General features: G+C 64.8%; 26 protein-coding genes. 23 read left to right on the top strand and 3 right to left on the bottom strand.

Annotated elements, in window-relative coordinates; genetic code table 11:
- The 12 genes from GS_RS15085 to cobD are packed head-to-tail and all read left to right on the top strand — an operon-like array spanning window position 1 to window position 13,045.
- Window positions 1–384 (top strand): sirohydrochlorin chelatase, encoded by a 384-nt coding sequence (locus GS_RS15085; protein ID WP_010943630.1) that lies wholly within the window; start codon window positions 1–3, stop codon window positions 382–384.
- Window positions 384–1,025 (top strand): precorrin-8X methylmutase, encoded by a 642-nt coding sequence (locus GS_RS15080; RefSeq protein ID WP_010943629.1) that lies wholly within the window; start codon window positions 384–386, stop codon window positions 1,023–1,025. The genes GS_RS15085 and GS_RS15080 overlap by 1 nt, the downstream gene beginning before the upstream one ends.
- A complete protein-coding gene (locus GS_RS15075) occupies window positions 1,025–1,567 on the top strand; it encodes a pyridoxamine 5'-phosphate oxidase family protein (RefSeq protein ID WP_010943628.1) in 543 nt (180 codons plus the stop codon). Before GS_RS15080 ends, GS_RS15075 begins: the two co-directional genes overlap by 1 nt.
- 6 nt (window positions 1,568–1,573) lie before the next feature.
- The gene (locus GS_RS15070; RefSeq protein WP_010943627.1) at window positions 1,574–2,662 is read left to right on the top strand and encodes a cobalt-precorrin-5B (C(1))-methyltransferase; all 1,089 of its coding nucleotides are present in this window, start codon (window positions 1,574–1,576) and stop codon (window positions 2,660–2,662) included.
- Window positions 2,663–2,706: 44 nt separating this feature from the next.
- Window positions 2,707–3,924, top strand: a complete 1,218-nt coding sequence (locus GS_RS15065) for a bifunctional cobalt-precorrin-7 (C(5))-methyltransferase/cobalt-precorrin-6B (C(15))-methyltransferase (protein ID WP_010943626.1) — start codon at window positions 2,707–2,709, stop codon at window positions 3,922–3,924.
- Window positions 3,906–4,631 (top strand): precorrin-2 C(20)-methyltransferase, encoded by a 726-nt coding sequence (gene cobI, locus GS_RS15060; protein ID WP_041914028.1) that lies wholly within the window; start codon window positions 3,906–3,908, stop codon window positions 4,629–4,631. Before GS_RS15065 ends, cobI begins: the two co-directional genes overlap by 19 nt.
- 30 nt (window positions 4,632–4,661) lie before the next feature.
- Window positions 4,662–5,456: a precorrin-4 C(11)-methyltransferase gene (gene cobM / locus GS_RS15055; RefSeq protein WP_010943624.1), complete on the top strand. Its 795-nt coding sequence runs from the start codon at window positions 4,662–4,664 to the stop codon at window positions 5,454–5,456.
- Between the two features lie 30 nt (window positions 5,457–5,486).
- Window positions 5,487–6,542, top strand: coding sequence for a cobalt-precorrin 5A hydrolase (locus GS_RS15050; RefSeq protein ID WP_010943623.1), 1,056 nt, complete (start codon window positions 5,487–5,489; stop codon window positions 6,540–6,542).
- Between the two features lie 13 nt (window positions 6,543–6,555).
- Window positions 6,556–8,946, top strand: coding sequence for a cobyric acid synthase (locus GS_RS15045; RefSeq protein WP_010943622.1), 2,391 nt, complete (start codon window positions 6,556–6,558; stop codon window positions 8,944–8,946).
- A 24-nt stretch (window positions 8,947–8,970) separates the two neighbouring features.
- Window positions 8,971–11,004, top strand: coding sequence for a sensor histidine kinase (locus GS_RS15040; protein WP_010943621.1), 2,034 nt, complete (start codon window positions 8,971–8,973; stop codon window positions 11,002–11,004).
- A complete protein-coding gene (cbiB, locus tag GS_RS15035; RefSeq protein WP_010943620.1) occupies window positions 11,001–11,963 on the top strand; it encodes an adenosylcobinamide-phosphate synthase CbiB in 963 nt (320 codons plus the stop codon). The genes GS_RS15040 and cbiB overlap by 4 nt, the downstream gene beginning before the upstream one ends.
- Window positions 11,960–13,045, top strand: a complete 1,086-nt coding sequence (gene cobD / locus GS_RS15030; RefSeq protein ID WP_010943619.1) for a threonine-phosphate decarboxylase CobD — start codon at window positions 11,960–11,962, stop codon at window positions 13,043–13,045. Before cbiB ends, cobD begins: the two co-directional genes overlap by 4 nt.
- A gap of 29 nt (window positions 13,046–13,074) precedes the next feature.
- Here cobD and GS_RS15025 read toward each other — a convergent pair whose 3' ends face one another.
- Both GS_RS15025 and GS_RS15020 read right to left on the bottom strand, forming a co-directional pair.
- Complete coding sequence (locus tag GS_RS15025) at window positions 13,075–14,445, bottom strand: hypothetical protein (RefSeq protein WP_010943618.1); 1,371 nt, start codon at window positions 14,443–14,445, stop codon at window positions 13,075–13,077.
- Between the two features lie 13 nt (window positions 14,446–14,458).
- On the bottom strand, window positions 14,459–14,923 hold the full coding sequence (locus tag GS_RS15020; RefSeq protein WP_010943617.1) for a PPC domain-containing DNA-binding protein: 465 nt from the start codon (window positions 14,921–14,923) through the stop codon (window positions 14,459–14,461).
- Window positions 14,924–15,100: 177 nt separating this feature from the next.
- On the opposite strand from GS_RS15020, the gene GS_RS15015 reads away from it, so the two are divergent.
- From GS_RS15015 to fsa, 11 genes are all read left to right on the top strand, one after another.
- Entirely contained in the window at window positions 15,101–15,520 is a 420-nt protein-coding gene (locus GS_RS15015) for a Fur family transcriptional regulator (protein ID WP_010943616.1), read from the top strand.
- Window positions 15,521–16,501, top strand: a complete 981-nt coding sequence (locus tag GS_RS15010; protein WP_010943615.1) for a metal ABC transporter substrate-binding protein — start codon at window positions 15,521–15,523, stop codon at window positions 16,499–16,501.
- Window positions 16,492–17,244 (top strand): metal ABC transporter ATP-binding protein, encoded by a 753-nt coding sequence (locus tag GS_RS15005; RefSeq protein WP_010943614.1) that lies wholly within the window; start codon window positions 16,492–16,494, stop codon window positions 17,242–17,244. Before GS_RS15010 ends, GS_RS15005 begins: the two co-directional genes overlap by 10 nt.
- 14 nt (window positions 17,245–17,258) lie before the next feature.
- Window positions 17,259–18,077 (top strand): metal ABC transporter permease, encoded by an 819-nt coding sequence (locus tag GS_RS15000; RefSeq protein ID WP_010943613.1) that lies wholly within the window; start codon window positions 17,259–17,261, stop codon window positions 18,075–18,077.
- A gap of 129 nt (window positions 18,078–18,206) precedes the next feature.
- On the top strand, window positions 18,207–18,656 hold the full coding sequence (locus GS_RS14995) for a hypothetical protein (protein ID WP_010943612.1): 450 nt from the start codon (window positions 18,207–18,209) through the stop codon (window positions 18,654–18,656).
- Window positions 18,657–18,988: 332 nt separating this feature from the next.
- Window positions 18,989–21,088, top strand: a complete 2,100-nt coding sequence (locus tag GS_RS14990; protein WP_010943611.1) for a TonB-dependent receptor — start codon at window positions 18,989–18,991, stop codon at window positions 21,086–21,088.
- Between the two features lie 5 nt (window positions 21,089–21,093).
- Window positions 21,094–21,963, top strand: coding sequence for a TonB family protein (locus tag GS_RS14985; RefSeq protein WP_235044914.1), 870 nt, complete (start codon window positions 21,094–21,096; stop codon window positions 21,961–21,963).
- Window positions 21,964–22,064: 101 nt separating this feature from the next.
- The gene (gene nikR, locus GS_RS14980) at window positions 22,065–22,484 is read left to right on the top strand and encodes a nickel-responsive transcriptional regulator NikR (RefSeq protein WP_010943609.1); all 420 of its coding nucleotides are present in this window, start codon (window positions 22,065–22,067) and stop codon (window positions 22,482–22,484) included.
- Between the two features lie 60 nt (window positions 22,485–22,544).
- Window positions 22,545–23,036, top strand: coding sequence for a 2-amino-4-hydroxy-6-hydroxymethyldihydropteridine diphosphokinase (gene folK / locus GS_RS14975; protein ID WP_010943608.1), 492 nt, complete (start codon window positions 22,545–22,547; stop codon window positions 23,034–23,036).
- An 18-nt stretch (window positions 23,037–23,054) separates the two neighbouring features.
- On the top strand, window positions 23,055–23,303 hold the full coding sequence (locus tag GS_RS14970; RefSeq protein WP_010943607.1) for a YHS domain-containing protein: 249 nt from the start codon (window positions 23,055–23,057) through the stop codon (window positions 23,301–23,303).
- Window positions 23,304–23,346: 43 nt separating this feature from the next.
- Complete coding sequence (gene fsa, locus GS_RS14965; protein ID WP_010943606.1) at window positions 23,347–23,991, top strand: fructose-6-phosphate aldolase; 645 nt, start codon at window positions 23,347–23,349, stop codon at window positions 23,989–23,991.
- Between the two features lie 84 nt (window positions 23,992–24,075).
- Here fsa and GS_RS14960 read toward each other — a convergent pair whose 3' ends face one another.
- On the bottom strand, window positions 24,076–24,672 hold the full coding sequence (locus tag GS_RS14960; RefSeq protein WP_010943605.1) for a DedA family protein: 597 nt from the start codon (window positions 24,670–24,672) through the stop codon (window positions 24,076–24,078).
- Between the last annotated feature and the right edge of the window lie 85 nt (window positions 24,673–24,757).

Raw genomic sequence — 24,757 nt, 5'->3', positions numbered from 1 at the left:
ATGAAGACTGCTATTCTGTTGATGGCCCATGGCAGCCGTATCCCCGAGGCGAATGACGCCGTGCGGGAGATCGCCGCCATGGTGAAGGAAATGACTGGGTTCGAGATTGTGGAGGTGTCGTTCCGGGAACAGCACCTGCCGGACATCCAGCAAGGGATCGATGCCTGCGTGGCCCAAGGCGCGGAGCGGGTTCTGCTGATGCCCTACTTCCTCTTTGTGGGGGCCCACGTGCAGGAGGACCTCCCCGAGGAGATGGCCGAGGCCCGCACCCGTTACCCTGCCGTGGAGTTCGCCATGGGAGGGCATCTGGGCGTGCACCGCAAGCTGGCCGAGGTGGCGGCTGACCGGATCGCCGAAGCCCTCGCCGCCACGGGGTGGCGCTGATGTCGGTCCACCTCCGCCCCGAGGAGATCGAGGCCGAGTCGTTCCGGATCATCGATGCCGAAGCGGGCTCCCACTCCTGGGGGCCGGACCAGTGGCCGGTGGTGCGCCGCGTCATCCATACCTCCGCCGATTTCGACTATGCCCGGAGCATGGTCTTCTCCCCCGACGCCGTGCCGCGCGCCCTGGCCGCGCTCAAGGCGGGAAGAGGCATCGTCACCGACACCACCATGGCCCTGTCGGGCATCGCCAAGCCGCGCCTGGAGCGATTCGGCATCTCCGTCTCCTGTTTCGTGGCTGATCCCGATGTGGCACGCCGGGCCCGGGAGCAGGGGATCACCCGCTCTATCCTGGCTCTACGTGCGGGGGCGTCGGACCGGGGTAACGGCATCTTCGTCATCGGCAACGCACCCACGGCCCTCTTCGAGCTGATCCGCCTGGTGCGGGAAGAGGGTCTGCGTCCCGACTTGGTGGTGGGCTTGCCGGTGGGGTTCGTTGGGGCCGCGGAGAGCAAAGAGGCGCTCCTGGCCCTGGAGCATGAGGTCCCGGAAGTCCCCTTCATCACCAACCGGGGACGCAAGGGGGGGTCCAACGTGGCGGCGGCGGTGGTGAACGCCCTGCTCATCATGGCTATGGAGGGGTAATGCGCAAAGCCAACAAGCGAATCACCGATTTCGACATCATCCGCCGGATGCTCGACACCTGTCACGTGGGGCGGCTCGGCACCCTGGGAGCCGACGGCTGGCCCCGGATCAAGCCCCTCAACTTCGCTTGGCACGAGGGGCGGATCTATTTCCACTGTGCCCTGGAAGGGGAGAAGCTCGACGATATCCGCCACGAGGACCGGGTCTGCTTTGAGGTGGACCTGCCCATCGCCTATGTGCGGGGAACGACGGAAACCCCCTGCCGGGCCGAGTACCTCTACCGCAGCGTGATCATGCGGGGCAGGGCGCGATTGGTTGAGGAGGCGGCCGAGAAGGTGCTTGCCCTCGACTGTCTCATGCGCAAATACCAGCCCGACGGTACCTGGGGTTCCTTCCCGGAGGAAAAACTGGCCATCACCGGCATCGTGCGGATCGACGTGGAGGAAGTGGTGGGCAAGGAAGAGCTGGGCAAGGACGAACTGCGGGAGCAGGCCCTGGCCATGCTTGCGTCGGGTGTTCCCCTCCCGGCGATCCTGGGGTAGGGTGCGGTGTCTGGCCGGGAGCTTCGCCACGGCTACACCACTGGTGCCTGCGCCGCGGCCGCGGCTGCCGGAGCGGCCCGGATGCTCCGGCGCCAGGAGCTGGCGGACGAGGCCGAGATCGTCCTGCCCCGGGGAGAGCGGGTGGCCTTCCGTCTCCACGGCCAGGAGTTCACCGAGACCTGGGCCACCTGCCACGTGGTGAAGGACGCCGGCGACGACCCAGATGTGACCAACGGCGCCGAAATCCACGCAACCGTCCGGCGCGAGGCCCTCAACCGGCCCGGCGCCCGGACCATGGTCTTTGTCACCGGCGGCCGCGGGGTGGGGACGATCACCAAGCCGGGGCTTGCCGTGCCGGTGGGTGAACCTGCCATCAACCCCGTGCCCATGCGCATGATCACCGAGGCGGTCAAGGCCGAGTTTTCGGTTGTCTGCCTTCCCCAGATCCTCACGGTCACCGTCTCCATTCCCAATGGCGAAGAACTGGCGAAAAAGACCCTCAATGCCCGCCTGGGCATCGTGGGGGGGCTCTCCATCCTCGGGACCACCGGCATCGTCCGGCCCATCTCGGCCAAGGCCTGGACCGACACCCTCGACGCCGCCATTGATGTGGCCCTGGCCTGCGGCTGCCGGACCCTGGTCCTCTCCACCGGCCGGACGAGTGAGCTGGTGGTCCAGGGGGCTCTGGCCGGGGAGCATCTGCGGGAAGAGGCCTGCGTGATGATGGGCGATCACGTGGGGTACGCGCTCCGGGCCTGCGCCCGCAAGGGGGCGGAACAGGCGGTTCTCGCGGGTCAGTTCGCCAAGCTCCTGAAGATCGCCTGCGGCCATGAGCAGACCCATGTCTCCTCCTCCGAACTTGACTTGCGGCTGCTGGCCGAATGGATCGCCGCCACCCCTGCCGCCTCGCATCTGGCGTCGCTCGTTGAAGGTGCCAACACCGCCCGGCAGGTGCTGGAGGCGTCGGGCAATGACCCCGCCCTCATGGAGCTGGTCTGCAGCCGGGCCCGGGAAGCGGCCCGGCTGCTGGCTCCTTCCCTGCGCATCAAGGTTTTGCTGGCGGGCTACGATTCAACGGTGCTATATTTCGGATAAAATGTTCGCTCTGTCCTGCAATTTGCCATAAAGGAGGTTTCCCCATGCCTCATCAGAAAATTTATCTCGTCGGCGCCGGCATCGAAGGGTGGGAGGGGTTCGGCTCCAAGGCCCTCGAAGTCATCAACGAGGCCGAGGTTCTCATCGGCCACCGGCGTCATCTGGACACCTTTCCCGAGTTCAAGGGGAAGAAGCAGGAACTGGGCGATCTCTCCATCCTCCTGGAGCAGCTGAAGAACACCGACAAGCGGACCGTTGTCCTTGGCTCCGGGGACCCCAACTTTTTCGGCATCGCCCGCTTCCTGCTCCGCAATCTCTCCAAGGACCGGATCGAGATCTTTCCCAACGTGACGAGCGTGCAGTACGCCTTTGCCCGGATCAAGGAACCCTGGGACGACGCCATCTTCGTCTCGGTGCACGGCCGGGGGCTCAAGCCCGCCGTGGACCGGATCGTGGCCGCCGAGAAGGTGGCGGTTCTTACCGACAAGATCAATACCCCCGCAGCCATCGCCCGCGAACTGATCGAGCGCGGCGCCGAGGGGTACGAGGCGTGGCTCTGCGAGGACATGGGGACGCCGGCCGAGAAGTTCACCCGCACCGATGTGAAGGGGCTGCTGGACATTGCCGCCTCGGAACTCAACATCCTCATCCTCGTGAAGGCATGGGAACCCCAGCTGGCCCAGTACCCGGTCATGGGCATCGCGGACGACGAGTTCGCCACGGCCAAGAAGCTGATCACCAAGCAGGAAGTGCGGGCCGTCACCCTGGCCAAGCTCCGGCTCCAGGACGACCTGGTCATGTGGGACATCGGCGCGGGCAGCGGCTCGGTATCCATCGAGGCGTCCAACCTCATGCCCAATGGCCGGCTCTTCGCCCTGGAGCGCAATCCCCAGTACGTGACCTTCCTGCGGGAGAACCTGAAGAAATTCGTGGCCCGCAACGTCGTGCTGGTGGAGGCGTTCGCCCCCGAGGGGCTCGATGAGCTGCCCGACCCCGACCGGGTTTTCATCGGCGGTTCCGGCGGCATGCTGGAGGAGATCATCGAGGCCGTGGACCGCCGGCTCAAGCCCGAGGGGGTCATCGTCCTCAACGCCGTGACCCTGGATACCCTCACCAAGGCGGTGGAGTTCCTGGAAGACCACGGCTACCTGGTGGAGGTGGCGTGCGTCAACGTGGCCAAGACCCGAGGGCTCACCGAGTACAAGATGTTCGAGGCCCAGAATCCGGTCTACATCATCTCGGCATGGAAAGGCGAAGAGTGAGCGGTTTCGCCAAAATTTACGCCGTCGGGGTCGGCCCCGGCGACCCGGAACTCCTGACCCGGAAGGCCGAGCGGATCATCCGCTCGGCCGATGTCATCTGTGCCCCCACCGGCGCCGCCGATGCCGCCAGCTATGCCCTTTCCATCGTGGAGGACCTCATCGATCCCTCCCGTCAGGAGGTGCTGCCCCTGGTCTTTCCCATGCGCAAGGACCAGGAGGGGCTCGACGCCTTCTGGGAAGATGCGGCCGCCCAGGTGGCCGAGCGGGTCCGGCACGGCAGGGATGTGGCGTTCATCACCATCGGCGATCCGTTTCTCTACTCCACGTTCCTCTACCTCTACCGTATCTTCCGGGAGTGCTATCCGGAAATAGCCGTTGAGATTGTGCCGGGAATTTCCAGCATTACTGCCGCCGCCGCGGTTGCCGGTGTCCCCTTGGGGATGGCTGCCGAGCGGATCGCCATCCTCCCCACCACCTACGAGGATGCGGACCTGCGCGAAACCTTCGCCCGGTACGACACCGTGGTCCTTATGAAGGTCAACCGGGTCTTCGACCGGGTCTACGCCCTGCTGAAGGAGCTGGGGCTGGAGCGGTGCGGGGTGTTCGTGCGCCGGGTCGGTTCTGCCGACGAGGAGGTGGTGTTCGATCTGGAGCGGCTCGTGGGGGAGAAGCTCGACTACCTGTCGCTGCTGATTGTCAGGAAGTAGCACCGAACGCCATTGGAAAGGTTGTTCCCCGTGTCATCTGTCGCTGATAACCCCATTGTCCACTTCGTCGGCGCCGGCCCCGGCGATGCCGAATTGATCACCGTGAAGGGTGCCCGGCTCCTGCGGGAGGCCAAGGTGGTGGTCTATGCCGGGAGCCTGGTGGACCGCGAACTGGTCCGCACCTACGCCCCCGGCGCCGAGGTGCATGACTCCGCCGCCCTGACCCTGGAGGAGACCACGGCGCTCCTGGCCCGGGCCGTGGCCGACGGCCGGCGGGCCGTGCGCCTCCACACCGGCGACCCCTCCATCTACGGGGCCATCCAGGAGCAGATGGTTGAACTGGACCGGCTCGGCATCGGCTACGAGGTGGTTCCCGGCGTGACGAGCGCCTTTGCCGCAGCGGCATCCCTGAAGCAGGAGCTGACCCTGCCGGAGGTATCACAAACGGTCATCATAACCAGGCTGGCCGGTCGGACCCCGGTGCCCGAGCGGGAGCGGCTGGCGGAGATCGCCCGGATCGGGGCGACGCTCGTCATCTACCTGTCGGTCGGCATGATCGAGCAGGTGGTGGCGGAACTCCTCCAGGGGGCCTACACGCCGGCTACCCCCGCGGCGGTGGTGTCCCGGGCGTCCTGGCCCGACGAGCAGGCGGTGGAGGGAACCCTTGCCGACATCGCCGACAAGGTGCGGAGCTCCGGCATCGGCAAACAGGCGATCATCCTCGTGGGGGACGTGCTGAAGGCGCGCCGGGAAGGGCTGAAGGCCCGGTCGCTCCTGTACGACGGCGGATTCTCGCACGAGTTCCGCACGGGGATTATCACGTAGCATTTCCCGCGGCAAAGGAGGTTAGGCGTCATGCGCATCGCCATCATCGCCATAACCCGCAACGGGGCCCGGCTCGGCTCCCAGCTGCGGGAGGGACTGGGCACCGCTGACCTCCACGTCCTCCAGAAGTTCGCGGGCCAGGCCGGGAAGGTGGCCGTGCCGTTTGCGGGGGATCTGAAGGGGCTTGTGGCGCGCCTCTGGCCGGACGTGAAGGGCTTTGTCTTCATCATGGCGGCCGGCATCGTGGTGCGGATGATCGCGCCATTGCTGGAGTCAAAGGACAAGGACCCGGCAGTGGTGGTCATGGACGAAGGGGGGCGGTTCGCCGTGTCGCTCCTCTCCGGCCACCTGGGCGGGGCCAATGAACTGGCTTGCCGTTGCGCCCACGTCACCGGGGCCCGTGAGGTGATCACTACCGCCACCGATGCCAACGATCTTCCCTCCTTCGATCTGCTCGCCAAGGAGGCCGGCTGGGCCATCGAGGACCTTTCCCGCATCAAGACGCTGAACGCCCTGCTGCTGGAGGGGGAAGAAATTGCCGTGGTGGACCCGACGGACCGGGTCAGGGCCTATTTCAACGGCAAGGCACGGCTCACGTTTCACGATACCTTTGTGCAGGCCCTCCAGAGCGGCGCCAAGGGGTTCGTCTTCGCCACCAATCGCCGGCTGCCGCCCCAATCGCAGTCCGACGCCCTGTTGATCCTGCGCCCGCGGAACCTGGCCCTGGGGATCGGCTGTAACAGCGGGACCCCGGCCGAGGAGATCGAAGAGGTCGTCACGGTCCAGCTCAAGCGCCTCTTCCTCGCCCTCAAGAGCGTGGCGGTCATCGGCTCGGCCATGGCCAAGCGCGGCGAGGAGGGGTTGCTCCGGTTTGCCGAGCGCCACTGCATTGAGCTCCGGTTCTACGAGAGCGAGGAGTTGAACGGCGTTGCCGTGCCGTCGCCGCCGTCGGCCCACGCCCTGGAGGCCATCGGCGCCGTTGGTGTGGCCGAGCCGTCGGCGGTGCTCGCGTCCAACGGGGGGAGCCTTCTGCTCAAGAAGGTCAAGAGCGGCAACGTGACCCTGGCCATAGCTGAAATCGTCTGATACGAGGTTTGTGATGTCCATACTCTACGTCGTCGGGATCGGTCCCGGCGACCTCGACCATATGACGTTCCACGCCACCGAAGCCATCGAGCGGGCCCAGGTGGTGGTAGGCTACAAGACCTACCTGGGGTTCATCGAGCCCCTGCTTGACGGCAAGGAGGTTGTCTCCTCGGGGATGATGAAGGAGGTTGACCGCTGCCGCGAGGCCCTGGATGCCGCTGCGGCGGGCAAAACCGTGGCGCTGGTCTCCAGCGGCGACGCGGGGGTCTACGGCATGGCTGGGCTGGCCATGGAGCTTGCGGCCACGATGACAGCCCCCCCCGAGATCGTGGTGGTGCCGGGAGTGTCGGCGGTGCAGGCGGCTGCTTCCGTTCTCGGCGCGCCGCTGATGCACGATTTTGCAGTCATCTCCCTGTCGGATCTCCTGACCCCCTGGGATGTCATCGAGCGCCGGCTCGTGGCCGCCGCGGCCGCCGACTTCGTGGTTGCCCTCTACAACCCCCGGAGCAAGGGGCGGGTCACGCAGATCGAGGAGGCCCGGACGATCCTGCTGGCGGCCCGCGCCTCCACCACGCCGGTCGGCATTGTCCGCAACGCCTGCCGGGAAGGGGAGACCCGGGTTGTGACCACCCTGGCGTCAATGCTCGACCATGAGATCGACATGTTTTCCCTGGTCATCATCGGCAACTCCGCCACCTTCGTGGATCGGGAGGGCCGGATGGTTACGCCGCGGGGCTATAAGGCCGGGCCCGGGGCCGAGGGACCAGGGGCCGGGGAACAGCAAAAGAACTCAGTCGATGGACAGTTGTCCGATTCTCCGTCTCGGATTTTGAATTCCCGGTCCCCGATTCCCGATCCCGGGTCCCCGGCTTCACATTCCCGGTCCCTGATGGTCGTCGGCACTGCCTCCGACGTGGGGAAGTCGGTTGTTACGGCCGGTATCTGCCGCATCATGAAAAACCGGGGCTTCTCCGTGGCGCCGTTCAAGTCCCAGAACATGGCCCTCAACTCGGCCGTTACACCGGAAGGCGGAGAGATCGGCCGGGCCCAGGCGGTGCAGGCGGAGGCCTGCGGCATCGAGCCCCACACCGACATGAACCCCATACTCCTTAAGCCGACCACCGACTGCGGCAGCCAGGTGATCGTCCAGGGGGCGGTGGTGGGGAACATGACGGTTCGGGAATACAACGACTACAAGCCCACCGCCTTCGAGAAGGCGCGCGAGAGCTTCGGGCGACTCGCCGCCGGCCATGACCTGGTGGTGATCGAGGGGGCCGGCAGCATCGCCGAGATCAACCTGAAGCGCCATGACATCGCCAACCTGAAGGTGGCGGAGATGGCTGGCTGCAAGGCCGTGCTGGTGGCGGACATAGACCGTGGCGGGGTGTTCGCCCAGATCGTCGGTACCCTGGAGCTTCTGGAGCCCCATGAGCGGGAGCGGATCGCCGGCGTGATCATCAACAAGTTCCGGGGGGATGCATCGCTCCTGGCGCCGGGCATCGGTTTCATTGAGGAGCGCACCGGTGTGCCTGTTTTGGGAGTGGTGCCCTGTTTCAGCGGCTTCCGTCTTCCCGAGGAAGACAGCGTGGCCCTGGAAAAGCGGAAAGCGGAAAACGGCGATCGGGGCCCGGCGGCAGATCGGCTGAACATCGGCGTGGTGAAGCTGTCACGCATCTCCAACTACACCGATTTCGACGCCCTGGAGGCGGAGCCGGATGTCCAGCTCACGTATGTGGAGGGTGAAGAGCAGCTGCGAGGACTCGATCTCCTCGTTATCCCGGGGAGCAAGGCGACCACCACCGATCTCTTCTTTCTCATGGAGCGGGGATTGTTTCCGGCGATACAATCGTTCACCGGCCCCATCGTGGGCATCTGCGGCGGGTACCAGATGCTCGGCAAGCGGGTTGCCGATCCCCATGCAGTGGAGTCCGACATCCGCGAGGCCGAGGGGCTCGGGCTGCTGGACGTGGTCACGGTGATGCTGGAGCAGAAATCCACCCATCGGGCCGCGGCCGAGCTGCTGCCGTCGGGGTTCCTGGTGGCGCCCCGCTGCCGGGGGGGGCTGGCCGGCTATGAAATCCACATGGGAGAGACGATCCTCGGCCCGTCGGTCCGTCCCTTTGCCCGGATCACGAGCCGTTCCGGCGCGCCGGTGGAGGTGCTGGACGGCGCCGTCTCCAGTGACGGCCGCGTGTTCGGCACCTACCTGCACGGTATCTTCGACAATGCCGTGTTTCGCACCTCGCTCCTCAACCGGCTGCGCAAGGCGAAGGGGTTGGCGGAGCGCCGGCCCGGACAGGGGGGCGACGATCCCTTCAACCTGCTTGCCGCGCACCTGGAGAAGCATCTGAACATTGATCGCATGCTGGAACTCTGCGGCCTCGGCGGGATGTTGCCGGAGTAGTGGTCTTTTCAGAGGAGATTCCCCGTGACCATAAAACGGAAAGTGCAAATCGTCATCATCCTGATCGCAATACATGTTGCAGTGTTCGTGGGATACCTGTTTCACTCGTCGGCCCAGGTCCATACGCGGGTGCGCCATCTCATCCCGGCGGTCGAATACCTGAGGGGCATTGCCCTGGCCCGGGCCGGCATGATTCAGCAGATGAAGGAGGTGGTCGATTATCTGGCCATCTCCGATCCTGCCGCCCGGGATGAATTCCGCAAGGGCGGCCAGTTGGCCGATGAGTCCTTTTCCGTCTGGATCGATGCCATCAAGGCGCAGAGGGCGCTGGGCGTTGCCGGCGAGGACGACGATCTTGAACTGGTCCAGGAGGTGCAGACCCGCTATGCCTCATGGGTTCGCACGGCCGAATGGTTTTTTGAGCTCCAGGACGCGGGCCGCGGCGATGAGGCGATGGCGCTGTTCCGCGATCGGCTTGAGCCCTATTTCGATCGGGAGGTGCTCCTGCCCGTGGACAAGGCCCTCGATGACGGAGCGGTGGAGGTGCACGTCGCCTTTCACAATCTATTAATGGCCGTGGGGCGGATCCCCTGGATGTCCGCGGAGGGAGTCCGGAACATCGAGCGGGGCGAAGCGGCCCTGGACGGCTTTCTTGCCGCCAACCACCTGCTGTTCGAGGTGACCGGGCAGCTCAAGGAGCTGATGAAGTATCTGCTCAACCAGCGCCAGGGCATCGAGACCGATCTTTCGCGGCTGGACTGGCAGGCCGGCCATGCCCTGGAGAATTTCCGGCAGCAGATGTGGAGCCTGGCACGCCAGGGTGACCCGACGGCATTGAAGGACGCTGAGACCGTTACACGGAGCTTCCAGGAGCTGACCGGGCTCATGCATCAGGCCGTGGCGCTCAAAAGGGCTGGGCGCGGGCATGAGGCGGTGGCTCTGGCCAACTCCCGCATGGAGGCGGTTCTCTACAAGACGCTCATGCCCATCATTTCCCGATCGCTGGATTCGGGCAGTGCCCAGATGCTCACCCTGACCGCCGCGGCCCGCTGGCAGGGCGTTCTTGCCGTTTCGCTCTTCCTGGTGATGGCGGTGAGCCTCATCCTCGGAACGAGCCGGTCCGTTCTCCGGGCCCTGGATTCGCTCATGGCCGGTACCTCGGCCATTGCCGAAGGGGATTTCTCCCACCGGCTCGATGCCCGGCGTTCGGACGAGCTGGGCGCCCTTGCCGTCTCCTTCAACACCATGGTGGAGCGCCTCCAGAAATCCCGACGCGACCTGGACTCGTTCGCCCGGCTTCTGGAGCAGCGAGTGTACGACCGGACCGTCCAGCTGGAAGAGGCGAACGAGGATCTGAGGCAATTCAGTTCATCCCTGAGCCATGATATCCGAACGCCCCTGTCGAGCATCGCCGGCTACGTGCAACTGGCGCGCGCCGAATGCGACGGCACCGAGAGCGAGCTGCTGCCGGATTTATTCACGGCCATTGAGCTTGCCACGGCAAGGATGAACGCCCTCGTCGACGCGCAGCTCGCCCTTGCCCGCGCCACCTGCAAGGAGTTGAACCTCGAGCCGGTGGACATGGCGGAAATAGGTCAGGCCGTGATAGATAACCTCCAATTCGCCGAGCCGCAACGGAAGGTAGGCTTCCAGGTGGCGGGCGATCTGACTGTGGATGGGGACATGGACCTGCTGGGCCTTGCGGTGGAGAACCTGCTCAGCAACGCGTGGAAGTACACGGCCATCAGGGATGAAGCCGTCATCGAGTTCGGGTCCCGGGACGAGGGGGATCGGCGGATTTACTTTGTCCGCGATAACGGTGCGGGATTCGATCCGGAGGAGATCAATCGTCTCTTCCGACCCTTCAGCCGGCTGCATGCAGCCGAGCAGTTCCCGGGGACCGGCGTCGGCCTCGCCACCGTGGCTCGGGTGATCCGCCGGCACGGTGGCCGCACCTGGGCCGAAGGTGCCGTGGACCGGGGTGCCACGTTCTTCTTTACGCTCAACGAAACGCCGCTGCCGGTGGTTGTGCCGCCACAGCCGGAGGAGAGCGCGTGACCGGCCCTGACCGGGTGGCCCTGCTGGTCCTTGCCGCCCTTGTTCTCGACTGGCTGCTGGGCGATCCTCGCTGGCTCCCCCATCCGGTGGTGGCCGTGGGCAGGCTTGTGACCGCCCTTGAACGGCAACTCCGCCGCCTGGTGACGAACGAGCGAGCAGCAGGTGTGATTCTGCTGGTTCTGACCGTCGGGATCACCGGGGGCACCGCCTGGCTGCTCGTTCTGGGCGCCGGACTGGTGCACCCCGTGGCCGGGTTCGCGGTAGAGGCGCTGTTGGGCTGGACCTGTCTGGCTGCCCGCTCGCTCCACGGGGAGTCGAAGCTCGTGGCGGATGCCTTGGCCGCCGGCGATCTCGCCGAGGCGCGCTTTTTCCTTTCCCGCATCGTAGGGCGCGATACCGCGGAACTCACCGAGCCGGAGATCTGGCGCGGCGTCGTGGAGACCGTGGCCGAAAACACCTCCGACGGCGTGATCGCCCCCCTGTTCTGGTTCATGATCGGCGGGGCCCCGCTGGCGCTCGCCTACAAGGCGGTAAACACTCTCGATTCCATGGTCGGGTACAAAAACGAGCGGTATCTTCATTTCGGCTGGGCTTCGGCACGGTTCGACGATCTGGTGAACCTGCTGCCGGCCAGGATCACCGGCCTGCTCATGGTGCTGTCCGCCCCGCTGGCGGGACTTTCCGGGCCGGGCGCCTGGCGGATCATGCGCCGGGACGGCCGCAACCATTCCTCCCCCAACGCCGGCATCCCCGAGGCTGCCGCGGCCGGAGCCCTTGGGGTGCGCCTCGGCGGCATGAATGTCTACTTTGGCCGGCCGGTGGCGAAACCGACCATCGGCGATCCCCTGAACCCTCTCGATCGCACGGCATGGCGCGGCGCCGTCCGGCTCATGTACGGCTCCGAGATCCTGCTGACGGGGTTCATGTTGTGCTACCTTTTTGTCCTGGAGCGTCCGTGACGAGCACCTTCGATCATGGCGGCACGGTCTTCGCCGTGGCCCGCGAACTCGGTATCCGGCCGGAGGATCTTCTGGACTTCTCCGCCAGCATAAATCCTCTGGGGCCGGCCCCTGCGGTGCGGGAGGCGGTGATGGCGGCCTTCGACCGGCTGGTGCACTATCCCGATAGCCAGGCGGCCGAGCTGCGAGATTCCCTGGCCCGCCATCACGGGCTGCCGGCAGAGTGCATCTGTGCCGCCAACGGCTCCACAGAACTCATCTACCTGCTGCCGCGCCTCGTGGGAGGCGGGCGTGGGCTAGTGGTGGCGCCGCCGTTCTCGGAGTACGCCAGGAGCCTGACCCGCGCCGGCTGGGAAGTGGGCTACCTGGACCTGGCGCCGGAGGAGGGGTTCGCCCTGGCGCCGGCCCTCCTCGACCAGCGTCTGGCCGAGGGATGGAACCTCGTCGTCCTGGCCAATCCGGGCAATCCCACCGGCAGTCTGATCCCCCATGACGACATGGTTGCGGTCCACCGGCTGTGCCGTGCCCGCGGGACCTTTCTGGTGGTGGACGAGGCCTTCATGGATTTCCGGGAAGAGGAGTCGGTGACGGGGTATGTGGCCCGCCAGGGGGGTGGCGTCGTGCTCCGCTCCCTGACCAAGTTTCATGCAATTCCCGGTCTGCGCCTCGGCTTTGCCGTGGCGGCTCCGGAGGATGCGGCCCGGCTGGCCGATCTGCGGGCACCGTGGAGCGTCAACACCCTGGCCCAGGCGGCCGGGCTCGCCACCCTGGTGGATGGGGAGTACGCGGCGCGAACGCGGAGACTGATCGAAGAGGAGCGGGCGGTTCTGGCGGCGGGGCTTGCCGCCATTCCGGGGGTGCGGGTCTATCCGTCCGCGGCCAACTACCTGCTGGCGGAACTGACGACCGGGCCGACGGTGCCGGCGCTGGCCGAGGCCCTGCTGCGGCAGCGGATACTGATCCGGGACTGCTCTTTGTTCCGGGGGCTGAACGACCGTTTCTTCCGGGTCGCGGTCCGGTCGCGCGCCGACAATGAGCGTCTTCTGGCGGCTTGTGCCGCGGTCCTTGCCCGGACCATGTGAGCGGGGGTGGACAGGAAGTGTGGCGGAGGTCAGGCTTTGCCGCCGCTGCGGAGGACCACTACCCGGCAGGCGGGAAGGGAGAGCTTTAGGCGGTCGATGCCGTGTTCGGTGACCGGGGCATTGCAGAGGGTGACGGAGCGGAGGCGGGGGAGGTGTCTGAGGGCCATGAGCCCCGCGTCGGTGACTGACGTATCGTAGAGGTACAGGCGCTCGAGCCCTTTCAGCTCCAGCAGGTGGGCCAACCCTTCGCCGGAGATGCCGGCGCCGGACAGGTAGATTTCCTCGATGCCGATGAGCTTCAGCAGGTGGGTGAGGTCGTCGTCGCCGGCGCCGTAGAGGAAGCAGGCCTGGAGGTCATGGGGAGCCAGGGTGCCGAGCAGGTCGAGACTGCCGGTGTCTCCCTCCGGTACATCAAGGCGCAGGGCCTTGCCCGTTGGGACCGCCACATCGCCCATGGCCTCGCCGAGGCGCTTCCAGTCCAGGAAGCTCCCTGAGCGCAGATCGCGCACGTAGAGCACGCCGAGGCTGCGTTCGGTCGGAAAGCGGACGGTGCGCAGGGACGCCTGGGGTGTGTTGATCGGCTCCGGAGGTGCGTCGCTCCGGGGGCTGACCTGGCTGACCTCGTTCAAATGCCGGCATGCGGCAAGGATTTCCGCATCCAGTTTCGCCGCCATCTCGGCGATTATGTCCCGCCCGCGCCAGCGAGCCTCCTGCACCCGCTGGACCAGCCGGTAGATGTCGCTGTTGCGCAGTTTTGCCGTTTCACGCTCCACTGATCTGATCCGGTCGATCACCCGAGCGATCCGCCGGTTCACCAGCTCCAGCTGGCCGGCCATCCCCACGACCACAGTCATCTCGGGTCCCGCTTCCCACTCCTCCATAATGGCGTGGAGCGTCACCCGGTCCTCCTCGGCGTAGGCCCTGTTCGCCTCGGCCATGAGCTTCTGCCGCAGCCGCCGGTTTTCGTCGTTTTCGGCCAGGTCGGGATGGATCGCCTTGGCGACCCGCCGGTACACATCCCGCAGGCTTTCGCCGGTCCCCGAATTCATCGTGGCGGGTTTCACCCGGGGGATTTCCGTTTCCGTCTCCCCGCCGCGCTCCTCGAACCGGCGCTCCTCGCTGAACCCGTCCCGCTCGCCCTCAGCCGTACGCTCTTCCCCATCGGCCATGGCCGCCTGTCGGCGTGCCCGCGCCAGTTCGGCCTTCAACTGGTCCAACTCGCTGATCCGGTCGGCCATTTTGTCGGCGTAGAGCTGCTCGAACTCCCGAATCTCTTCCCGCAGATCCTCCAGGTCGTGCTCCAGCCTGGAGAGGCGGCGCTCCAGGGCGTGGAACTCCCGTCGCTTGCGTTCAAGCTCCTGTTCGTCCGGGGTTGTTGTGCGATGGTAGCCAGTTCTCATGAAGTATCGGGGGTCAGGGAATGAACAGGGCCCGCTGGATGTCGGCAGGAAGCTCAGACGCGGGGCCGGAGCCGTAGCGCTCACGCTCCCAGAGGAAGAGGCCCGTGGTTTCGTCATGCACCCGCACCGGCGTCGTGCCGGCGAGGGGGATAATGGCATATTCCGCAGCGAAGACCGTGCATCCTGCCACGGCGTGCCCTCCGGTCATCGCTCCTTCCTGGTCGGCCAGGGAGAGATGGAGGTGGACAAAGGGGGTGCCGTCCTTGAGCGAGATGTTGCCGAGCCCTGCCGTGATCTCCAGGGGGGTATCGAGGGAAAACTCCCGGTAGCGCCGGGCCCTCTGGTCGTAGAAGGCGAGTCTCGCACGCTCCAGGGAGCCGATGACCTGGATGAGGCCGGCCTTGACGCCGCCTTCCACTGCCGCGGCCGTCAGCCCGCCCAGCAGGTCACCTTTGTGGGGAAGTCTGCCGATGAGCATGGGACCTCGCTTTCCGTCGGCCTTCGCGCGCCCGGAATTCCCGCCGCCGCGACCGACAGGGGCACTGTAGCCCATCTGTTTCCCCGAGTCAACGGAGGGATTTCCCCTCTTGACAAACAGCGGCACGGGGGTATTTTAAATGGAAATGATTTCTGTTTAACAGGAAACCTCCTGACCATGAAGCACTTTGACGATCTTCTCAGGGACCTCAACCTCCGCATTACCCCCAAGCGGCGTGCCGTGCTCGACATTCTTGCCGGCGAGGAGGGGTATGCGAGCCCCGAGGAGGTCTGGCGCAAGCTGAAGCTCCGTTTCGACCGGGTGGGGCTCCCCACGGTCTACCGAAATCTTGAGGAACTGGCCGCCGGCGGGGTGATAACCACCATCATTCATCCGAACCGGCAGCTTTACTACTATTACTGCGACCGTCGCGAGCATCACCACCACTTCGTCTGCCTCTCGTGCCGACGGGTGGAGGAGGTTGACGTCTGCGCACTGCCGGATCTGGAGAAACTCGTGGCCGGGCGGGTCGTGTCGCATATTTTCCAGGCCAACGGTTATTGCCGCGAGTGCCTGGCGCGGCAGCAGGGGGGATGAATGATGGGAAGCGTGCGTATCCTGGCGCTGGGAGTGCTGTGCGCCCTGGCGATCGTTCTGGTCGGATGCTCGAAAAAGGATGAGGGCAGGACTCCGGCGGCGCACGCCGGCATGTCGGTGGTGACGACGCTTTTTCCGCTCTATGATTTTGCCCGCAACGTGGCCGGCGATCGGGCCGAGGTGACGCTCCTCCTTCCGCCGGGGATGGAGCCTCACAGTTTCGAACCCCGGCCCGAGGATATCGTCCGTGTGAGCCGGGCAAGCCTATTCGTCTATACGAACCGCGCCATGGAGCCCTGGGCCGCGGACATTCTCAAGGGTGTCGGGGGCGGCGGACCCACGGTGGTGGATGCGAGCCGCGGCGCCCGACTGCTCGCTGCTGCGGGGATCCATGAGCACGGAGATCATCACAACGAAGGTGATCACCATGACGGGCCGCACGATGAGACGCGGATGGATCCTCACCTCTGGCTCGACTTCGCCAACGCCCAGCGGATGGTGGACAACATCGCTGCAGGGATGGCCGAGCGCGACCCTGCCAACCGGGAGGCCTACCTGGCCAATGCCGCCGCCTACAAGGCAAAGCTGGCCCACCTGGATGAACGCTATCGGCAGGGGCTCGCGTCCTGCTCCTCGCGGACCGTGGTTCACGGGGGACACTTTGCTTTCGGCTACCTTGCCGCCCGTTACGGCCTGCGCTACGAGGCCGCCTTTGCCGCCTCCGCCGATGCGGAACCGACCCCGGCCAAGCTGGCGGCCCTGGTGAAGCGGATCCGAACAGAAGGGGTCCGCACTATCTATACCGAGGAACTCATCGATCCCCGTACCGCCGAGACCATCGCCCGGGAGACGGGGGCGGCCATCCTGCCGCTCAACGGCGCCCACACCGTAAGCCGCGATGACTTGGCGCGGGGAGTCACGTTCATTTCTCTCATGGAAAAGAACCTGGAGAATCTGCGAAAGGGGCTTCAATGCCGGTAGATGCGGTAGCGGTCACGGGGGTGACGCTGGGATACCAGGGGACCGAGGCGTTGACCGACGTCTCCTTTGCCGTGGCGGCGGGGGACTACGTCGGCATCGTGGGGCCCAACGGGTCGGGGAAAAGCACTCTCATCCGCTGCATCCTGGGGCTCGCCCGCCCCGACCGGGGTGAAATTCGTCTCTTCGGCACCCCTCTGGCCGGTTTCGACCAGTGGCAGCGGGTCGGCTATCTTCCCCAGGGCCTCCAGTATTTCAATCCCCACTTCCCGGCCACCGTGGCCGAGGTGGTGGGGCTCGGCCTGCTGGCGGGACGCCGCTTTCCCCGCCGTCCCCGTTCCGGTGACGGTGCTGCGGTGACCCATGCCCTGGAACTCATGGGGATTGAATCCATAAGGGACCGGCTGGTGGGAGAACTGTCCGGCGGGCTGCGGCAGCGGGCGCTCCTGGCCCGGGCGCTGGTCAGCGGACCCGAGCTGCTGGTGCTGGACGAGCCGACCACGGCCCTGGACCCGGAGACGCGGGAGAGCTTCTACCAGACCATCCGCGACCTGAACCGTTCCCGGGGTACCACCGTCATCCTGGTAACCCACGACAGCGGCACCATCGGCAGTCATGCCTCCCGTTTCCTCTACCTGGACAAGCGGGTGGTTTTCTACGGCGGGTTCGACGAATTCTGCGGCTCCCAGGCCATGTCCGACTTTTTCGGCATTCATTCCCAGCACCTCATCTGCCACCGGCACTGAGGGGGGCGGTTTCCATGACGCTTCTCGACATCTTCCAGTACGGGTTTCTTCTGCGGGCCATGGTTGCCGGGTCGCTTATCGCAGCGCTCTGCGCCATCCTGGGCATCTTCCTGGTGCTGCGCCGCCTGTCGCTTATCGGTGACGGACTTGCCCATGTGACCTTCGGAAGCGTGGCCCTTTCACTCTTCTTCCGTCTGCCGTCGGTCCACGCGGCCCTGGCCGCCATTCCCTGCGTGCTCCTTTCGGCTCTGGGCATCCTGCGCCTTGCTGAGCGGGCCCGCATCTACGGCGATGCCGCCATCGGCATCGTCTCGTCCCTGGGCATTGCCACCGGCATCATGCTGGCAAGTATGGCGGGCGGATTCAATGTTGACCTGTTCAGCTACCTTTTCGGCAACATCCTGTCCATCAGCCCCTCTGAGCTGGTTCAGACCGGGATTCTCTTTCTGGTGGTGGTCATCGCGGTGGGGCTCTTTTCCCGGGAACTCTTCGCCATCACCTTCGATGAGGAGCTGGCCCGTACCTCCGGCATCCGGGTAGACCGGATCAACGGGGTGCTGGTGCTGCTGACCGGCCTCACGGTGGTGCTCGCCATGAAGGTGGTGGGGGTCATGCTCATCTCCGCACTCCTCATCCTGCCCGCAGTGGCCTCGCTCCAGCTGGCGCGGGGCTTTCGGACCGCCATCATCCTTGCTGTCGTCTTCGGCGTCCTGTCGGTGGTGACCGGGGTGGTGGTCTCCTTCCTGGCCAACCTTCCCACCGGCGCCACAATTATCATGATCAACTTCCTGGCTTTCGCCCTTGCCTTTACCCTGCGGAGGCTGCGGCGGTAATGGCCGCAGGAGTGGCACGCACGGTTGCATGCTGCTTGACAATTGAGTGAGGTCCAGTATTGTTACGTGACTGTTGATCGCTTGGATTGCGCCGACATTTTGCCTTGTTTCAAGGCCGGACGTTCCTACATGGGCACTAGACGCACTACCATCGCCATCGCATCACTGCAGCTGCTCCTCGTTCTGTTCGTCCAGGTCGTGCCGCTCATTCATGCCGTTGCCGGGGCACAGGCCGGTTTCGTGAAAAAGGCGGGGTGTCACTGCACCGACGGCGAGTGCTGCGCCGCCATGGCCGGCATGGCCCAGGAGTGTCGGTGCGAAGGCTCCTGCGCGGCCAATCGCCATAAGAAGGAACCCGACTGTTGCTCAACGGGTGAGGAAGTGCCCGTTATCTCCTGCGGTTGTTGTAACCGCGATCCCCTTTCCCCAGCCGCCGTCCCTCTCATCAAGTGGGAGTGCATTCCCCCTCTGTTCATCCTTGAGGCCGGGGTTACCCGGTGTACCGTCAACCTCTCGTCCTATTCGGGCATGCTGACCGCTTTCCGGCCCGAGCCCTCCATCCCTCCTCCAGAAGCCTAGTGTCCCGATTGGTTGGTTCTTCCTCGTAATTGTGCCCCTTTTGACTGCTGCCGTCGTTATGGCTGGGCCAGGTCTGTGTCGCCGCGCCTTGGCAGCAGGCAAAATGCCTCACATTACTTCCAAGGGCCAACCAAGCGAGACATCAGACCTGCTCCTATCGTGAGCGGCTGCAGCGTTTCCCAACAGGGAGCGGCCGGCGGCCGTTCATCGTATCCCCGACGCGGACTGTGTGCCGGTACGGCTGCGGTCTATCCGTACGCCGTCGCGCGGGGCGGGGTGCCTGCAGCGGCATCCTTGCGTCCTCTACGTCTATCCATTCACGGAGATATGTCATGCGAACTATCATATCCATGCTCTGCTGCACTCTTGCGGCCGCCGTGCCGGCGGCTGCCGAAAACCTCATCCTCGACGAAATCGTTGTCCGGGGCCAGAAAGAGTCCCCGCGCGAAGAGAGTCTGACCATCCGCGAAGTCCGCGAAAGCCCGGCCCGGGACATGGGGGAGGCCCTCCGCCAGGTGGAGGGGCTTTCCTACGTCCGCAAGGGAGCCATTGCCAATGACGTGGTTATCCGCGGGCTCCAGCGTGACAACATCAACGTCCTTATCGACGGGGTCCGCCTCTACGGCGCCTGTCCCAACAGAATGGATTCGCCCGCGTTCCACTTCGACTTCGCCGAGGTCGAGCAGATCCGGATCGTGAAGGGCCCCTATGATGTTGAAAACGCCGGCAGTCTCGGCGGCCTGGTAGACGCCGTGGGAAAGAAGCCTAAAAAGGGGTTCGGCAGCGATCTGTCGTTCACCTACGGCTCCTATGACAGCATCAATGCCTCGGGCACCGCATCCTATGGAACTGACCGTCTCGATGGCCTCCTGGGATACGCCTACAAGTATTCCAAACCGCCCGAGTCGGGTGATGGCAAGCGGATAACCGAGATATACCCAGCCACCAGCAACAACCGCTACCGCCCCGGCAGCATCGATTCGACCGCCTACGAGATCAACACCGGCTGGGCGCGCTTCGGCATCAACCCGACGGATAATTCCCGGACCGAGTTTTCCTACTCCTACCAGGATGCCGATCATGTCCTTTATCCCTATCTCCTCATGGACGCCGACTATGACCGGACCCACCGGTTCAACTGGAGCTACAGGATCGAGAAACTTTCGCCCCTGGTGAGCGAAGTGAAGCTCCAGGCATACTGGAACCGGGTCAAGCATCTCATGGACGACCGGTACCGGGAGACCTCAAATCCCGACAATGCCGCCCTCATGTACCGGACGTTCCTGACGCGGAACTACTTTATGTCGACCCTGGCCGAGACGGAGACCTGGGGTGCGAAGATGAACACCTCCCTGGCAGTGGGCTCCGGCACCCTCAAGGCGGGCATCGACTACTACAATCGCGGGTGGGACGCCACCAACACCATGCTCATGCGCAACGGCACGGATTGGGTCTATGGGGATTCCCCCATGATTCCCGACGTGACCATCCACAACACCGGCATGTTCCTGGAGTACACGGTGCCCCTGGCGGAACGCCTCAAACTCACGGCGGCCGCGCGAGGAGACCTGACCAGGGCTGAGGCCGACCGGCTTACCGCCGGGCGCATTGCCACGCTCTATCAGCCCTACTACCCGGGTCGTACTCTCTCCGCCGACACCGACTTCGGCGAGGCCAGCGGCAACCTCCAGCTTACCTGGACGCCGATCACGGGGCTTGAACTGTTCGCCGGCTTCGGCCGCGGCATCCGTACCCCTGACCCCCAGGAGCTCTACACGGGGCTTCAGCGGATGGGGAGCAACTGGGTCGGCAACCCGCTCCTGGAGCCCACCGTCAACAATCAGGGCGACGTGGGGGTCAAGTATGCGACGGACAGCTACTACGTGAATGCTTCTTTCTTCTACGGTTATCTCCATAACTACATCAATGTGACCGATCTTCCCGACCCCGACGGCGCCGGGCCGCTTCTGCGTGCCCGCAGCTACCGCAATGTGAACGCCACTCTCTGGGGTGGGGAATTCGGCTCCCAGTTCTCGCTGCCAGCCAACTTCTTCCTGAAGGCATCCCTGTCCTACACGAGGGGGAACAACGAGAGTGATGACCGTCCCCTGTCCGAGATCCCGCCCCTGCGGGGCACCATGGCCCTGCGCTACGACGTGGATTCCTGGTTTCTGGAGGTGGCCGAGAACTTCGCCGACCGGCAGGATCGGGTCGACGCCGCCCTCCAGGAGCAGGAGACCGCCGGCTGGTTCACCACTGACCTGAAGGGGGGTTTCACCTATGGGGGCCTTTCGGTCTACGCCGGGGTCAACAACCTGTTCGACAAGTACTATTTATCCCATCTTTCCTACCAGCGGGATCCCTTCAGCACCGGGGCCAAGGTGCCGGAGAACGGGAGAAACTACTACCTGACCCTGGCTTACCGGTTCTGACGGACATGGGCAGCGCCATGCGGTTCAGCGCGGCCACACCCGATCACGCCCCGGCGGAGGCATTGCGTGCCTCCGCCGGGGAGCGGCGGATTCTGGCCCGTGCGTTCCTCCTGTCAGGGGTGGCCCATGTGGCGGCTGCAGTGTGTGTGATGATGCCGGCTGGGGGGGGCACGCGGCTTCCTCCTGCCAACATCATCGTCGTTGAGCTGGGTGGTTCGGTCCTGTCTGCGGAGAAGCCGGTACCGGCCCTTTTGCCTCTGCCGCAACCTTCGCCTGTCCGGCGGCCCCCACTTCCGCTGCCGGTGAAGCCGTCGCCGGTACGGGACTCGTCGCCCCCTGTCGCGTTGTCGCCACCATCCGGCCGGACGCAGCCGACAGCCCCTGCCATTGCCCCCCTTGCCGCAGATCCGGCAGGTGCGATGGCTCCCTCACCTTCCGCCATGATGGTACCCGTGGCTCCCCCACAACCGGTTCAGGCGGCAGTGCCGCAGGCACGGGGCGATGGTCCGCAGGTAACGGTGCCGACAGTCCGCAGCCCCGAACCCCCGGCAGCCTCCACCGGTGCGGCCGATGCCGGCCGGATCCGCGTGGGTTACCAGTCCGTCCTCAGGGGGCTCATCGAGCGGTGCAAGGAATATCCGCCCCTGGCCCGTCGGGGACGGATGGAGGGAACAGCCGTCGTACGCGTGGTCCTGGCCCGCAGCGGAGCCGTCCGGCGCGATGAGGTGGCCCGTTCCTCGAGCCACGCGCTCCTGGACAACGCGGCGCTGCGGGCCGTCCGCACAGTGGGCCGCTTCCCCGCCGTGCCGCCTGAACTCGGCGGCGAGGAGCTCACCTTCGAGGTGCCTATCACCTTCCGGCTCACGGAGAAGTGACCGGGCACCCACTACGGCGGTTTTCTGTTTATCTCCCGTTGAAAGTGGTCTATCATTTCATCCGTTTTTGTGCTGTTCGCATCCCCGCATCGGAGTGTTCTATGGGAGAAACCATCAGATTCGGCGTATCCATCGACGAGAAGCTGCTGGAGAGCTTTGACGGGCTCATCGAGGAGAAGGGGTACATGAACCGCTCCGAAGCGATCCGCGACCTGATCCGCGCGGCATTGGTGGAGCTGAAGTGGGAAGTGGGAGACGAGGAGACCGTGGGTACGGTGACGCTCGTCTACGATCACCATGTCCGCGACCTTTCCGATAAGTTGACCGAACAGCAACACGCTCACCACGACAAGGTCATCTCGGCCCTCCACGTCCATCTGGATGCCCACAACTGTCTGGAGGTCCTGGTGGTGCGCGGCAAGGCCCGGGAGGTGAAGAAGATCGCCGACGAGCTCATCGGCGTGAAGGGGGTTAAGCACGGCAAGCTGGTCATGACCACCACCGGCGAGGAGTTGCACTGACGCTTTCCGGAGCGCGGCTCATGGATTGCAAAAATATCCCCGTTATGCTCTAATCGTCCGGTGGAATCCAACGTCTTCATAGCCCTCGGTTCGAACATGGGGGACCGGGAGCTGAACCTGCTGCGCGCAGTTGCCGAGATCGGCAAACTGCCGGAAACCCGAATAACCGCTCTTTCCGGCTTCTACGAAACCGAGCCGGTGGGGCCGGTGCCGGAACAGCCCGACTTCCTCAACGCGGTCCTGCGGATCGAAACCTCGCTCACCCCTCACCGGCTCCTCGAAGAACTCCAGCGGATCGAAACCGGCCTGTTCGGCAGGCGCCGGGAGATGTATCAGGGGCCGCGTTCAATGGATCTGGATATCCTCCTCTACGGGAGCCTGACCGTTGCCGTCGAAGGGCTCGTCATTCCCCATCCCCGGCTCCATCAGCGGCACTTCGTACTGGTCCCCTTGGCGGAGATTGCGCCGGATATGATTCATCCCGTGCAGGAGAAGCCGGTGCGGGAGCTGCTCGCTTCCCTGCCGCCGGGGGAGCGCGTCACCAAAACTTAGGAGATCAGAGTGGGACTTATGCGTCTGCTCGTCTGGGCTGTCCTCATCTACGTGGGATACAAAATCGTCAAGGGCTTCGTCTCCGACAAGAAGAAGGACGAGCCTGCGCCGCCCGAGCCGGTCCGGGAGGAGACCTATCAGGACCCGGTCTGCGGCGTCTATGTGACGGAGGAGGATGCCGTCATTGGTCGTCACGAGGGGGAGCGCCTCCACTTCTGCTCCATGGAGTGTCTGGAAAAGTACCGGCAGCAGCTCGAAAGCAAGTAATTGTCGCCATGGCGCCATCAATAATCAACCGGAGGTTTGCAGCATGAAATTTTTCATCGACACCGCTGACGTTAAGGAAATCCGCCAAGCCCACGACCTGGGACTCGTGGACGGGGTTACCACCAATCCGTCGCTTATCGCCAAGTCCGGCCGCAAGTTTGAGGACGTCATCAAGGAGATCACCGAGATCGTCGACGGTCCCATCTCCGCGGAAGTGGTTTCTCTGGAGGCTGCCGGCATGATCAGGGAGGCCGGGGAGCTGGCCAAGATCCACAAGAACATCGTCATCAAGCTCCCCATGACCCCCGAGGGGCTCAAGGCGTGTGCCGCCCTTACCCGTGAGGGGATCAAGACCAACGTCACCCTGATCTTCACCCCCATGCAGGCCCTGCTTGCCGCCAAGGCCGGCGCTACCTACGTCTCCCCCTTCGTGGGACGCCTGGACGATATCTCCCAGGACGGCATGGGGATCATCGACGACATCAAGACCATCTTCGACAACTACGGCTACCAGTCCGAGATCATCGTGGCCAGCGTCCGCAACCCCGTTCATGTCCTGAACGCGGCCCTCATCGGTGCGGACATCGCCACCATCCCCTACTCGGTCATGCTCCAGCTGGCCAAGCACCCCCTCACCGACTCCGGCATCGAGCGGTTCCTGAAGGACTGGGAAAGCGTGCCCAAGTAAGGGGAGAAGTGCAGTGCACCATGCAAAAAAGCCCCGGCGATGCTGTCCATTGCCGGGGCTTTTCATTCACTGGCGCCGATGCGCTTACTTCTTTCGCCGGTGCCTCCACACATAGACTGCTACCAGAGCCACGCTGAAGATCACTACTCCGATGAGGGCCTGGTGGGAATACTCCATGATCAGGTCGCGGTTCTCGCCGATGACGTAGCCGATCCAGGCGAGGATGGTACACCAGATGAAGGCTCCCAGCAGGGTGTAGAGGGTGAACGTGCCGTGGTGCATCCCGGCCAGGCCCGCGGGGAGGGAAATAAGGTGCCGGACCACCGGCAGCAGGCGCCCGATGAAGGTTGAAATCTCCCCGTGCTTGTGGAAGAATGACTCGACCCGAGCGAATTTCTCCTCGGTAATCCAGACATATTTCCCGTACTTGAGCAGGAGCGGCCGTCCCAGGTAGTGGGCGGCGAAGTAGTTGGCATAGGCCCCGGCGAGGCTCCCCGCGGTTCCCAGGAAGATGGCGAGCCAGATGTTCATCTCGCCCTGCTGGGCGAGATAGCCGGCCGGGGGCATGACCAGTTCGCTGGGCACCGGGAAGACCGAACTCTCCATGGCCATGAGGATGAAGATGCCCGGGTAGCCCATGGCGCCGATGGTGGCGACGAGCCAGTCGATGGCTTGATGCATGGCGGTCGAACCTCGTGTCGCTGGAGTGTGAAAGCACACCTCTATACCACGGAAACGGTGCCGGAGCCACAAAAAGAGCAGGAGC

Source organism: Geobacter sulfurreducens PCA (assembly GCF_000007985.2).
Lineage (GTDB): Bacteria > Desulfobacterota > Desulfuromonadia > Geobacterales > Geobacteraceae > Geobacter > Geobacter sulfurreducens.
This window is presented reverse-complemented; position numbering and strand designations above follow the sequence as displayed.